Origin of the sequence: Streptomyces sp. NPDC048734 (assembly GCF_043198675.1) — a bacterium.
Lineage (GTDB): Bacteria > Actinomycetota > Actinomycetes > Streptomycetales > Streptomycetaceae > Streptomyces.
In genome coordinates this window covers 15,917-29,125 of sequence record NZ_JBICUZ010000020.1, presented here as the reverse complement: position 1 = coordinate 29,125, position 13,209 = coordinate 15,917, and the positions used below count along the sequence as shown (strand labels likewise).

General features: G+C 72.6%; 11 protein-coding genes. 7 read left to right on the top strand and 4 right to left on the bottom strand.

Features of this window, described 5'->3' with window-relative positions:
* Positions 1-26: 26 nt before the first annotated feature.
* Complete coding sequence (locus ACGFQC_RS32960; RefSeq protein WP_363090419.1) at positions 27-293, bottom strand: hypothetical protein; 267 nt, start codon at positions 291-293, stop codon at positions 27-29.
* A 125-nt stretch (positions 294-418) separates the two neighbouring features.
* Here ACGFQC_RS32960 and ACGFQC_RS32955 point away from each other — a divergent pair, with 125 nt between their 5' ends.
* Complete coding sequence (locus ACGFQC_RS32955) at positions 419-1,225, top strand: rhomboid family intramembrane serine protease (protein WP_363090418.1); 807 nt, start codon at positions 419-421, stop codon at positions 1,223-1,225.
* 13 nt (positions 1,226-1,238) lie between these two features.
* Here ACGFQC_RS32955 and hemE read toward each other — a convergent pair whose 3' ends face one another.
* A complete protein-coding gene (hemE, locus tag ACGFQC_RS32950) occupies positions 1,239-2,306 on the bottom strand; it encodes a uroporphyrinogen decarboxylase (RefSeq protein WP_363090417.1) in 1,068 nt (355 codons plus the stop codon).
* A 184-nt stretch (positions 2,307-2,490) separates the two neighbouring features.
* Between hemE and ACGFQC_RS32945 the strand changes: the two genes are divergently transcribed.
* From ACGFQC_RS32945 to ACGFQC_RS32925, 5 genes are all read left to right on the top strand, one after another.
* The gene (locus ACGFQC_RS32945; protein ID WP_363090416.1) at positions 2,491-3,159 is read left to right on the top strand and encodes a DUF3000 domain-containing protein; all 669 of its coding nucleotides are present in this window, start codon (positions 2,491-2,493) and stop codon (positions 3,157-3,159) included.
* Between the two features lie 591 nt (positions 3,160-3,750).
* Entirely contained in the window at positions 3,751-4,413 is a 663-nt protein-coding gene (locus ACGFQC_RS32940; protein WP_003972894.1) for a response regulator transcription factor, read from the top strand.
* 304 nt (positions 4,414-4,717) lie between these two features.
* Positions 4,718-6,073, top strand: coding sequence for a ribonuclease D (locus ACGFQC_RS32935; RefSeq protein WP_363090415.1), 1,356 nt, complete (start codon positions 4,718-4,720; stop codon positions 6,071-6,073).
* A 316-nt stretch (positions 6,074-6,389) separates the two neighbouring features.
* Entirely contained in the window at positions 6,390-7,607 is a 1,218-nt protein-coding gene (locus ACGFQC_RS32930) for an acetyl-CoA C-acyltransferase (protein WP_363090414.1), read from the top strand.
* A complete protein-coding gene (locus tag ACGFQC_RS32925) occupies positions 7,604-9,742 on the top strand; it encodes a 3-hydroxyacyl-CoA dehydrogenase NAD-binding domain-containing protein (RefSeq protein ID WP_363090413.1) in 2,139 nt (712 codons plus the stop codon). The genes ACGFQC_RS32930 and ACGFQC_RS32925 overlap by 4 nt, the downstream gene beginning before the upstream one ends.
* A 76-nt stretch (positions 9,743-9,818) precedes the next feature.
* Here the strand turns inward: ACGFQC_RS32925 and ACGFQC_RS32920 are convergent, their stop codons facing one another.
* Positions 9,819-10,835, bottom strand: a complete 1,017-nt coding sequence (locus ACGFQC_RS32920; protein WP_363090412.1) for a hypothetical protein — start codon at positions 10,833-10,835, stop codon at positions 9,819-9,821.
* A gap of 94 nt (positions 10,836-10,929) precedes the next feature.
* On the opposite strand from ACGFQC_RS32920, the gene ACGFQC_RS32915 reads away from it, so the two are divergent.
* Positions 10,930-11,304: an NTP pyrophosphohydrolase gene (locus ACGFQC_RS32915; protein ID WP_363090411.1), complete on the top strand. Its 375-nt coding sequence runs from the start codon at positions 10,930-10,932 to the stop codon at positions 11,302-11,304.
* 229 nt (positions 11,305-11,533) lie between these two features.
* Here the strand turns inward: ACGFQC_RS32915 and ACGFQC_RS32910 are convergent, their stop codons facing one another.
* Positions 11,534-13,060, bottom strand: a complete 1,527-nt coding sequence (locus tag ACGFQC_RS32910) for an amino acid permease (RefSeq protein ID WP_363090410.1) — start codon at positions 13,058-13,060, stop codon at positions 11,534-11,536.
* Positions 13,061-13,209: the final 149 nt, after the last annotated feature.

The window sequence follows — 13,209 nt, the reverse complement described above, 5'->3', positions numbered from 1 at the left end:
CCGCATCCGACCCGCACGGCCTCGGCCTACGCGGTCCCGGACAGTCTCGGCAGCGCGGAGACCGCCGGAGGCTGCTGCTCGGCCGGCTTCGCGTGCGCCGCCGACGCCGGCCGGGACCGCAGCCGGTGGCTGACGGCCTCGTCGAGGGTCACCGCCCGCTGGTGCTGCGCGGCCAGCCGCCCCGCCTCCTGGCCGAGCCGGGCCACGTCCTCCCAGGGCAGCCGGATCACGAGCGCGATCTCCGCCTCACCGTCGGGTGTGGCGTGCATCGGAGGGGTCACCCTGTCGTTCATCGCCTGTTCCTCACGTCGTTCCCGCGGCCCGCCTTCCCAGTGCCGCGGGCGGTTGCCGGTTCATACGGGCCCGCGGGGAACCGCGTTCACCGGTTCACCGAACGGATCGGGGGCAGTACTTCCTTGTGGTCATCCCCGTCCATGACGTGAATCCCGCGCGCCGTACTCCCGTGGTGACGTATGCGCTGATCGCCGTGAACGTCTCCGTGTTCCTGTTCATGCCGGGCCTGTCCGGCGCGGTGGCGGGTGACAGCACGCTGGCGCAGACCTGCCGTCTGGACGCGTTCCTGGAGCAGTACGCGGTCGTCCCGCGCGAGTTGATCCACCATCAGTTTCCGCAGCTGGTCCCCACCGGGGACGTACGCGGCGGCGGCTGCCTGCTGGGCCCGCCGGACTACGACAAGTCCCCGGCGCTCAGCGTCCTGACCGCGATGTTCCTGCACGGCGGCTGGCTGCACCTGCTGGGCAACATGCTGTTCCTGCTGATCTTCGGCAACAACATCGAGGACCGCATGGGCCACGTCCGCTTCGCGCTGTTCTACGTCGCCTGCGGCTATGCGGCGTCGTACGGCTTCGCGCTCGTCAACGCCGACTCGGCCGACCCGCTGATCGGCGCCTCGGGAGCGGTCGCGGGCGTGCTGGGCGCCTATCTGGTGCTGTATCCGAAGGCCAGGGTGTGGGTGCTCGTGCCGTTCCTGGTCTTCCTTCCGCTGCGGCTGCCGGCCTGGCTGGTGCTGGGCTTCTGGTTCGGGCTCCAGGCGGTGTACTCGTCCGGCGAGGGCGTGTCCGACGCGGGCACGGTGGCGTACGCGGCGCACGTCGTCGGCTTCCTGGCGGGCATGCTGCTCGCCTGGCCGCTGAAGAAGGGCACGCCGCCACCGCCGGAGCCGCGCGGCCTGCTGTTCGGCAGGAGGGCGCGGCCCGGCTGGTGACGGGGGCGGCGGGTCAGCGGGCCGTGTGGGTGTGGACGTACTCCACGAGGCGGGTCAGCGCGTCCGGGTCGGTGGACGGCATGACGCCGTGCCCGAGGTTGAAGACGTGGCCCTCCAGGCCCGCGGCGGCGTCGAGGACCTCGCGGGTCTTGGTCTCGACGGCCTCGGTGGAGGAGAACAGCACGGTCGGGTCGAGGTTGCCCTGGAGCGCCTTGCCGGGGCCGACCCGGCGGGCGGCCTCGTCGAGCGGGACGCGCCAGTCGACGCCGACGACGTCCGCGCCCGCCTCGCCCATGAGCCGGAGCAGCTCGCCGGTGCCGACGCCGAAGTGGATGCGCGGGACGCCGTACCCGGCGACGGCCTCGAAGACCTTCACCGAGGCCGGCATCACCGAACGGCGGTAGTCGGCCGGAGCGAGGGCGCCCACCCACGAGTCGAACAGCTGGACCGCCGACGCGCCCGCCTCGATCTGCACCTTCAGGAAGGCCGCCGTGATGTCCGCGAGGCGGTCCAGCAGGTCGGCCCACAGTTCGGGGTCGCCGTACATCATCGCCTTGGCGTTCTCGTACGTGCGCGACGGGCCGCCCTCGACGAGGTAGCTCGCAAGGGTGAAAGGCGCGCCCGCGAAACCGATGAGGGGGGTGGAACCCAGCTCGCGGGTCAGCAGGCCGATCGCCTCGGTGACGTAGGAGACGTCCTCCGGGGTGAGGTCGCGCAGCCGGGCGAGGTCGGCACGGGTACGGATCGGTTCCGCGACGACCGGGCCGACGCCCGGCTTGATGTCGAGGTCGAGGCCGATCGCCTTGAGCGGGACGACGATGTCGCTGAAGTAGATCGCCGCGTCCACGCCGTGCCGGCGCACCGGCTGGAGGGTGATCTCGGTGACCAGCTCGGGCCGCATGCAGGACTCGAGCATCGGGATGCCCTCGCGCACCTTGCGGTACTCGGGCAGCGAGCGCCCGGCCTGGCGCATGAACCACACGGGCGTGTGCGGCACCGGTTCACGCCGGCACGCCTTCATGAAGGGGCTGTCGTACGTCGCTGTCGGCTGCCGGCCCGCGGGGCTCTCGTTCGCGCTCACGACGGCAAGTCTCCCACGGCGCGGAAAGCCCGCGGAAACCGGCGGGTCGCCCCCGTCCCGCCCGCGGGGCGCCCACCGACCCCCCCCCGCCCGCGCGCCTGTTCGCCCAGCGCGCAGCCGTCCGAGGTCCGCGCGCGGGTGTCTTGCCCTGCGCGAAGCTCCCGTTCCCCTTAATGTTCCCGGCATGGCTGCGGCTCAGGGACGACTGTCGGACGGTACGGGCGGGATGGATGACGCGAACGGGGAGGACCGGGAGGAGAGCAGGGCGGCTCCGGCGCCCTTCCAGGCCGCCGTCGACGCGCTGCGGACCGCCCGGCTGCGGCCCCAGATCGAGATCGAGCCGACACCGGCCCCGCGGCGCCTCGCGCCGTACGCGTACGCGCTGGAGGCGACCGTCGTGGACGGCGACCAGGACCTGGCCGACGGGCGCCTGGTCCTGCTGCACGACCCGGCCGGGCACGACGCCTGGCGCGGCACCTTCCGGCTGGTCACCCTGGTGCGGGCGGAGCTGGAGCAGGAGATGGCGGTGGACCCGCTGCTGCCGGAGGTGTGCTGGTCCTGGCTGACCGGGGCGCTCCAGGCGCGCGGCCTGACGTACGGCGAGCCGAGCGGCACGGTCACGCGGGCGAGTTCGCACTACTTCGGCGGCCTGTCGGAACGTCCGGCGTCCTCGCAGATCGAGATCCGGGCCTCCTGGACGCCCCGCGAGGGGCGCGGCTCGGTCCCGGACACGGCGGCGCACCTGGCGTCCTGGTGCGATCTGCTGGCGCAGGTCGCGGGGCTGCCGCCGGCCGGTCCGGGGGACGCGTCCGTGGTGACACTGCCGCAGCGACGGGGGCCGCAGTCGCGGTGACACTGCCGTAACGACCGGGCCGCGGTCGCGGTGACACTGCCGCAACGACCGGCGCCACAGTCGCGGTGACACTGCCGCAACGACCGAGGCCGCAGTCGCGGTGACACTGCCGCAACGACCGGCGCCACAGTCGCGGTGACACTGCCGCAACGACCGGGGCCGCAGTCGCGGTGACCGCGCACGCCGAGGGCGGGTTCCGCCGCCGCCCGGCACACCCCTGCCCCTTCCGGTTTCCCGGCTCCCGCCGACCTCACGACCTCACTACTTCACGACCCTGCCGAGGCCCGTCGGCCGCGCTCGCACGCCGTGTTCGGGTCCGGCAACCGCGGAGTCCCCCGAACGGCCGTCCCGATTGACCATCTCTTTGTCGATACGGCCACTTTCGATCCCATACGACACTCGCTCAAACCGACTCGATCTTCGGATGATCGATCACGCGTCCGAATTAGACGGATTTTTACTCACTAGATCGTGATCATTTTCTAAAGGCCCCACGCTCCGGTGCCGAAGACGACTGTGACCTTGAAAGCACGGTTCGTCCCGGCTTCATCCCCACGAGCCGGCCCGTCATCCCCCCTCCCAGGAGGCCTGGTGTCCGTTCTCCTCGAGCAGCCCGCAAGCCTGGTCGCCTACCGCCCGAACAAGCCCACCGCCATGGTGGTCGTGGCCGACCCGCGCGTCCGTTCCACCGTCACCCGCCATCTGTGGGCGCTCGGTGTACGCGACGTCATCGAGGCCTCGTCCGTCGCGGAGGCTCGTCCCCGCATCGGCAACCCCCGCGACATCTGCGTCGCCGACGTCCACCTTCCCGACGGCTCCGGCCTCACCCTGCTGTCGGAGACCCGCGCCGCGGGCTGGCCCAACGGGCTCGCCCTCTCCGCGGCCGACGACATCGGGGCCGTACGCAACGCCCTCGCCGGCGGCGTCAAGGGCTATGTCGTCACCGGCACCCGCACCAACGTCGGGCTCCCCACCCGGCCCGGTGCCGCCCCCATCGGCGCGGCCGCCGCCCGCCTCCACCGCCGCCCCCCGGGTGCCCCGAGCCACCCGGGCGGCTACCGCGAGCTGTCCGGCCGCGAGGTGGAGGTGTTGCGCCTGGTCGCCGAAGGCCAGTCCAACAAGGCGATCGGCGTCTCGATGGGCCTGTCCGCACTGACCGTCAAGAGCCACCTCGCCCGCATCGCCCGCAAGCTCGGCACGGGTGACCGCGCCGGGATGGTCGCGGTGGCGCTGCGCACCGGCATCATCCACTGAGCTTCGCGGACCGAGGGCCACCCGGTCACCCGGCCACCCGGCCACCCGGCGGATCGACCCCGGTCCCGACGCGCACCCCCACTGATCCTCTTCGATCCATCCCGACCGCCTCGATCCCCCCGCCCTCCCCTCACCCACCTCCCCCTCCCCCCTCATTCGCCTCACCGGTTCGCCCTGCCCGTCCTCGCCGGTCCGGCCGGTTTCCCGTCCCCCTCCACCTGCCTGACTGGTTTGCGACCCTGCGGCGACCGCCGACGGAACGTTCCGTCGGCGGTCGTCGTCCACACACGGATACCCTTGACAGGTGACCGACGCCCAAGAAACCGCAGCAGCCAGCTCACTGCGAACCACCGGGGGCGCCCCTCCGGAAGACGACGGACCGCTTGACACCGGGGCGCCGACACCACTGCTCGAACCGCGCGAGGGCATTCCCCCCGTGATCGCCGACGACGCCGCGCTCGCCGAGGTGATCGCCGCCTTCGCGGCCGGCTCCGGCCCCGTCGCCGTGGACGCCGAGCGCGCCTCCGGCTACCGCTACGGCCAGCGCGCCTATCTGGTGCAGCTGCGCCGCGAGGGCGCCGGCACCGCGCTGATCGACCCCGTCGCCTGCCCCGATCTCTCCGTGCTCGGCGAGGCGCTGTCCGACGTGGAGTGGGTGTTGCACGCGGCCACCCAGGACCTGCCGTGCCTGCGGGAGATAGGCATGGTGCCCACCCGGCTGTTCGACACCGAGCTGGCCGGGCGACTGGCCGGGTTCCCGCGCGTCGGACTCGGCGCGATGGTCGAGGGCGTCCTCGGTTTCGTCCTGGAGAAGGGACACTCCGCCGTCGACTGGTCCACCCGCCCGCTGCCCGAGCCGTGGCTGCGCTACGCCGCCCTGGACGTCGAGCTCCTCGTCGACCTGCGCGACGCGCTGGAGAAGGAACTGGACCGGCAGGGCAAGCTGGAGTGGGCCCGGCAGGAGTTCGACGCGATCGCCTCCGCACCGCCGCCCGAGCCCCGCAAGGACCCCTGGCGCCGCACGTCCGGCATGCACAAGGTGCGCCGGCGCCGCCAGCTCGGTGTGGTGCGGGAGCTGTGGCAGACGCGGGACCGGATCGCCCAACGGCGGGACGTGTCGCCCGGCAAGGTGTTGTCGGACGCGGCCATCGTGGAGGCCGCACTCGCCGTGCCGGCCACCGTGCACGCGCTGGCCGCGCTGAACGGCTTCGGGCACCGGATGAGCCGGCGTCAGCTCGAGCAGTGGCAGGCGGCCGTCGACCGGGCCAGGGCGCTGACCGAGTCGCAGCTGCCGCAGCCGGGGCAGTCGGTCGCGGGGCCGCCGCCGCCGCGGGCCTGGGCGGACAAGGACCCCGAGGCGGCGGCCCGCCTCTCGGCGGCACGGTCGGCCGTCTCGGCTCTGGCCGAGGAACTGAACATGCCGCAGGAGAACCTGATCGCCCCGGACACCGTCCGGCGGGTCTGCTGGGAACCGCCCCAGCCGGCCGACACGGACTCCGTCGTCTCGGCGCTCACGGCCCTCGGCGCCCGCCCCTGGCAGGTGGAGCAGGCGACCCCGGTACTGGTGGCGGCGCTGTCGGCGAAGGCCCGGGACACGAGTGCGGGCACGGGCACGCGGGGAAGCGGTGCGCCGGAGGCCGGGAGGCAGGGGCCCGCGTAGCCGTCGCCGCGGACATCGCTGTCATACGGCGGCTGCCGGCCGTGAGGGGTGACGCGCGCGGTGTCCGCGCCCGGCCCGACCGGGCCGCGCCCCCGAAGCGGTACCCGAGGTCGGGATCAGGCCAAGATCCCGTGCGGGCACGCAGCGGACCGGTGCCGGAGCCGCGGGGTCGGCGGCTCCACCGGGCGTGTGACATTCACCGCTCCGCCGGGTGGGGCTGTGCAGCTACGTTACCCACAAGTAGCATGGGTTCTGAGCGCGCGCTCAGCGCTTGCGCAACGCAGCAGTGCCATCCCGCACCTGGAGGAGAGCCATCGTGCCTCGTACCGTCAGGGACGTCGTCTTCGTCGACGGCGTCCGTACCCCGTTCGGCAAGGCGGGCCCGAAGGGCATCTACCACGAGACCCGTGCCGACGACCTCGTCGTGAAGGCGATCCGGGAGCTGCTGCGCCGCAATCCCGGTCTCGACCCGAAGAAGGTCGACGAGGTCGCCATCGCCGCGACCACGCAGATCGGCGACCAGGGCCTGACCATCGGCCGCACCGCCGGCATCCTGGCCGGCCTGCCGACCTCGGTGCCCGGTTACTCCATCGACCGCATGTGCGCGGGCGCCCTGACGGCCGTCACCTCGGTCGCCGGCTCCGTCGCCTTCGGCGCCTACGACGTCGCCATCGCCGGCGGTGTCGAGCACATGGGCCGCCACCCGATGGGCGAGGGCGTCGACCCGAACCCGCGGTTCGTCAGCGAGAAGCTGGTCGACGAGTCCGCCCTGTTCATGGGCATGACGGCGGAGAACCTGCACGACCGCTACCCGCAGATCACCAAGCTGCGCGCCGACGAGTACGCGGTGCGCTCGCAGGAGAAGGCCGCCAAGGCCTACGCCAACGGCAAGATCCAGGCCGACCTGGTGCCGGTGTCCGTGCGGCGTACCAGCCCCGAGGCCGGTGAGACGGGCTGGGGCCTGGTCACCGCCGACGAGCCGATGCGTCCGGGCACGACCCTGGAGAACCTCTCCGGGCTGAAGACGCCGTTCCGCGTGCACGGCCGGGTCACCGCCGGCAACGCGGCCGGTCTGAACGACGGCGCCACCGCCTCCCTCATCGCCTCCGAGGACTTCGCGCGCGAGAACGGCCTGCCGGTCAAGATGCGCCTGGTCTCCTACGCCTTCGTGGGCGTCGAGCCGGAGGTCATGGGCTACGGCCCGATCCCGGCCACGGAGAAGGCCCTCGCGCAGGCGGGTCTGTCCATCTCCGACATCGGCCTCTTCGAGATCAACGAGGCCTTCGCCGTCCAGGTCCTGGCCTTCCTGGACCACTACGGCATCGCCGACGACGACGAGCGCGTCAACCAGTACGGCGGCGCCATCGCCTTCGGCCACCCGCTGGCCTCCTCCGGCGTCCGGCTGATGACGCAGCTGGCCCGCCAGTTCGAGGAGCAGCCGCACGTCCGCTACGGCCTGACCACCATGTGCGTCGGCTTCGGCATGGGCGCGACGGTCGTCTGGGAGAACCCGCACTTCGAGGGGGACAAGTGAGCACCACCGCTGAGCTGCTGAAGGGTGCGGCCGAGCTGTTCCCGGACGAGGTCGTCACGCAGGCGCACGTACGCCACTTCGACCTGCCGCTGGGTGCCGGGCGCTTCGCCCTGATCACCCTCGACAACGGCCTGGACCACACCAAGCCGACCACCTTCGGCCCGCAGTCCCTCGCGAACCTGAACACCGCGATCGACCAGGTCGAGAAGGAGGCGGCGGCCGGCGAGATCGTCGCCGCAGGCGTCACCGGCAAGCCGTTCATCTTCGCGGTCGGCGCCGACCTCAAGGGCGTCGAGCTGCTGAAGGAGCACGAGCACGCGCTCGCCATCGGCAAGGGCGGCCACGAGGTCTTCAAGCGCCTCTCCGGCCTGGCCGTGCCGACCTTCGCGTACTACAACGGCGCGGCCATGGGCGGCGGCGTCGAGGTCGGCCTGCACTGCACCTACCGCACGGTGTCCGCGGCCCTGCCCGCCTTCTCGCTGCCCGAGGTCTTCCTCGGCCTGGTCCCCGGCTGGGGCGGCTGCACCCTGCTGCCGAACCTGATCGGCGCCGACAAGGCCGTCTCGGTGATCATCGAGAACTCGCTCAACCAGAACAAGCAGCTCAAGGGCGCCCAGGTCTACGAACTGGGCATCGCCGACGCCCTGTTCGAGGGCGCGGACTTCCTGGAGCAGTCGCTGATCTGGACGGCGTCCGTCCTCAAGGGCGAGATCGTCGTCGAGCGCCCGGTGGTCGACCGCGGCGAGGCCTGGGACCAGGCCGTCGCCCGGGGCCGCTTCGTCGCGGACGGCAAGGTGCACGGTGCGGCCCCGGCCGCCTACCGCGCCCTCGACATCATCGCCGCCGCCAAGAACGGCGACCTCCAGCAGGGCTACGACGCCGAGGACCAGGCCCTCGCCGACCTGATCATGGGCGGCGAACTGCGCGCCGGCATCTACGCCTTCAACCTGGTGCAGAAGCGCGGCAAGCGCCCGGCCGGCGCCCCGGACAAGAACCTGGCCCGCCCGGTCACCAAGGTCGGCGTCGTCGGCGCGGGCCTGATGGCCTCGCAGCTCGCCCTGCTGTTCCTGCGCCGCCTGGAGGTGCCGGTCGTGCTGACCGACATCGACCAGGAGCGCGTCGACAAGGGTGTGGGCTACGTCCACGCCGAGATCGACAAGCTGCTCGGCAAGGGCCGCATCAACCAGGACAAGGCCAATCGCCTCAAGGCGCTGGTGACCGGTGTGCTGGACAAGGCCGAGGGCTTCGCGGACGCGGACTTCATCATCGAGGCCGTGTTCGAGGAGATCGGCGTCAAGCAGCAGGTGTTCGCGGAGGTCGAGGCGGTCGCCCCGGCGCACGCGATCCTCGCCACCAACACCTCGTCCCTGTCCGTCACCGAGATGGCGTCGAAGCTGAAGAACCCCGAGCGGGTCGTGGGCTTCCACTTCTTCAACCCGGTCGCGGTCCTGCCGCTCCTGGAGATCGTGCGCGGCGAGGCGACCGACGACGCGTCGCTGGCCACCGCCTTCGCCGTCGCCAAGAAGCTGAAGAAGACGGCCGTCCTGGTGAAGGACGCCCCGGCGTTCGTCGTGAACCGCATCCTGACCCGCTTCATGGGCGAGGTGCAGAACGTCATCGACGAGGGCACCCCGGTCGAGGTCGCGGAGAAGGCGGTGGAACCGCTCGGCCTGCCGATGTCCCCGCTGGTCCTCCTCGAGCTGGTCGGCCCGGCCATCGGCCTGCACGTCTCGGAGACGCTCAACCGGGCGTTCCCGGACCGCTTCACGGTCTCCCCGAACCTCAAGGCGGTCGTCGAGGCGGGCAAGCGCGGCTTCTACGTCTACTCCGCCGAGAACAACTTCAAGCCGGAGCTGGACCCGGAGGTCGCCGCGCTGCTGAAGCAGGGTGACACCGTCCTGACCGAGGAACAGGTGCGGGCGCGCGTCCTGGACGCGGTGGCGCAGGAGATCGGGCTCATGCTCGACGAGGGCGTCGTCGCCGAGGCGCAGGACGTCGACCTCTGCCTGATCACCGGTGCCGGCTGGCCCTTCCACCTGGGCGGCATCACGCCGTACCTGGACCGTGAGGGCGTGTCGGAGCGGGTGAACGGCAAGAAGTTCCTGGCTCCGGGCGTGGCGTCGATCCCGGCGTAACGCGCGCGCATGACGTGAAGAGGGCCCCCGCCGGTCGGCGGGGGCCCTCTTCACGTATGCGGGCCCGGTGGGTCGGTCAGACCTCCTGCCATGCCGTCAGCGCCAGCCCGGGTTCGTCCTTGCGGCGGGTGACGAGGAGCCGGCCGGCCGACGGGGACAGGGTCACGGCGACCACCCGCTCCTCGTGGTCGCGGGCGAGCGCCACCTCGGCGTCGGCGGGCAGCCGGGGTCCGGACTCGGTCCACCAGGCGCCGGCGTCCTCCTGCTCTGTGGGGTACGCCGCGAAGGCCACCCGGCCGCCGGACGAGCGCTGGGCGAGCAGCGTGCAGTCGTGGCCGTCGAGTTCGCAGCGCACGGCGGCCGCCGGGCCGGGGCCCGCCGCGGCGAGCAGGACGACGGGCGCGCCACCGGGGCGCCAGGCGCACAAGTCCCCCGACGCGTCGGTGTAGTAGAGCGTGGTGTGCTCCGGCGAGGTGGCCAGGGCCCGCAGGGTGTCGGGGCGGACCGGCGTCTGCACCGACTCCCCGAGGACGGGCGGGGTGCCCGGCTGCTCCTGCCGCCAGTGCTGGAGCCCGCCGGGGACGGCGGCGTACGCCTCGACGCGCCCGGACTCCCCCGCGAGCGCGACCGGTGCTCCGAGGACGTCCGGCCCCTTCAGGTCGCGCCACGGGTCCCAGCCGCCCTTCTCCTTCTGGGCGACCATGCCGAGCCCGGTGCCGGTCCGGGCAACGAAGACGTGCGCCCGTCCCTGGGCGTCCACGGCGACGGCGGGGGTGCCGGTGAGGTCGCCCTTGGTGTCCGGGTGGCCGACCGGCACCCAGTCCAGGGCGGCGAGCAGGGGCCGGAAGTGGGCGGAGTGCACGATTCCCGACTGGCCCGGCACGGTGGGCCGCCAGGAGGCGAGATGGGCGTAGCCGTCGGCCCCGCGGCCGACCGCCGGGACCGCGCGCAGCTTCTGGTCGCCACCGACCCTGCGCGGCGGGTCCCAGGCGCCGCCAGGGGTGCGCTCCGCGCGGCACAGGACCGCGTCGTCCGACGTCAGATACACACAGAGCCGCCCGTCACGGCCGCGTACGAGCCATTCGCCGTTCACCCGGTCACTTTATGACGGCCCGTCGACGGCACCCTCGGGTGGGCCGCGTCGGGGGCCGCCGTCGGCCGCCACCGGCCGTGGCACCCTGGTCGCCATGGACGACGACAACGGCCCGCTGCTCGTGATCGTCGACGCCGCGAACGTCGTGGGGTCGGTGCCCGACGGGTGGTGGCGTGACCGGCGGGGCGCCGCGGAGCGGCTGCGGGACCGGCTGGCCTCCGACGGGCTGCCGGGGCACTCCGGGCCCGTGGAGGTCGTCCTGGTCGTCGAGGGCGCCGCGCGCGGTGTGGCACCGGTGCCCGGCGTACGGGTGGAGTCGGCGTCCGGCAGCGGCGACGACCACATCGTCGGCCTGGTGGCCCGGTCGGGAGACCGCCGCCGCCTGGTCGTCACGGCCGACCGCGAGCTGCGCCGGCGGGTCACCGCGCTGGGCGCCGAGGTGACGGGCCCCCGCACCGTCCGGGCGTAGGCGGGTACGGCACCTGCGCGCATCCCGGCCGGACGGCCGGACGGCCGGACGGCCGGACGGCCGGACGGTGGGGCGGTAGGGCGGCCGGACGGTGGGGCGGTAGGGCGGCCGGACGGCTGGACGGTGGGGCGGTAGGGCGGCCGGGCGGCACACCACCAGACGGCGGGGCGGCCGGGCGGCCCCGCGGGCACCGCCGGGGCGGGGCACGCGGGGCCGTGGGGCGCGGTGTTCAGCGGCGGCCGTCGCCGGGGCCGGGCCCGGCGCCCTGGCCGACGGCGGTGCCCTCGCCGCGGCCCAGCCGGCTGTGCGAGCGGCCGTACAGGAAGTAGACGACGGCCCCGATCGCCATCCAGATCGCGAAGCGCAGCCAGGTCTCGGCGGGCAGGTTGAGCATCAGCCACAGCGAGGCCAGCACCGACAGGATCGGCAGCGCCGGCACCCAGGGGGTGCGGAAGGCGCGGGGCAGGTCGGGACGGGTCCGGCGGAGGACGATCACGCCGATGGCGACGACCACGAAGGCGAAGAGCGTGCCGATGTTGACGAGTTCGGCGAGTTCGCTCAGGGGCGTGAAGCCGGCGAGGATCGCGATGAGCACGCCGAGCAGGATGGTCGGCCGGTGCGGGGTCTTGAACCGCGGGTGGACCTGGGAGAAGAACCGCGGCAGCAGTCCGTCGCGGCTCATCGCGAAGAAGACGCGGGTCTGGCCGAGCAGCAGGATCATGCAGACCGTGGTGAGGCCGACGGCGGCGCCGAAGCTGATGAAGCCGGCGAACCAGGGGTGGCCGGTGGCCTTGAACGCGTCGGCGAGGGGGGCGGTGATGGACAGCTCGGTGTAGTTCTGCATGCCGGTCACGACGATCGACACCGCGACGTAGAGGGCGGTGCAGATGATCAGGGAGCCGAGGATGCCGCGGGGCATGTCGCGCTGCGGGTTCTTGGTCTCCTCGGCGGCCGTGGCGACCACGTCGAAGCCGATGAACGCGAAGAAGACCACGGAGGCGGCGGTGAAGATGCCCATCACGCCGAAGTTGGACGGTGCCCAGCCGAACATCAGCTGGATGAGCGGGGCCTGGAGGCTGTCGCCGGCCGGCACCTCCTGGGCCTTCGGGATGAACGGGTCGTAGTTGTCGCCCTTGATGAGGAAGGCGCCCGCGATGATCACGACGAGGACCACGGTCACCTTGATGGCGACGACCACCGAGGTGACGCGCGCGGAGAGCTTGGTGCCCACGACGAGGATGGCGGTGAGGACCAGGACGAGCGCGGCGGCGAGGATGTCGAAGCCGAAGCCCTCGGCCCCGTCCCGGCCGCTGAGCGCCTCCGGCAGGTGCCAGCCCGCGTTGTCCAGCAGCGAGGCGATGTAGCCGGACCAGCCGACCGCGACCACCGCCGTGCCCAGCGCGAACTCCAGGACCAGGTCCCAGCCGATGATCCAGGCGGGCAGTTCTCCGAGGGAGGCGTAGGAGAAGGTGTAGGCGGAGCCGGCCACCGGGACGGTGGAGGCGAACTCGGCGTAGCAGAGCGCGGCGAGCGCGCAGACGACGCCGGCCGCCACGAAGGCCAGGGCGACGGCGGGGCCGGCGTTGTTCTTGGCGACCGTGCCGGTCAGGACGAAGATGCCGGTGCCGATGATGACGCCGACACCGAAGACGGTCAGGTCGAGCGCGGACAGGGATTTCTTGAGCGCGTGCTCTGGTTCCTCGGTGTCGAGGATGGACTGCTCGACCTTCTTCGTCCGGAAGAGGGCGTTGCTCACGGGTTTACCTCCCACGCGGTGTCGTCCCCGACATGATCGAGAGGGGCCGTAGTCCGTATGCCCCGCAGTGGGCTCAATCACGCAAATGGGCCGGTTTCACCACTCTCTCAGCGGTGAAACCGGCCCGGCACGGCGTGCGGGTGCGGATC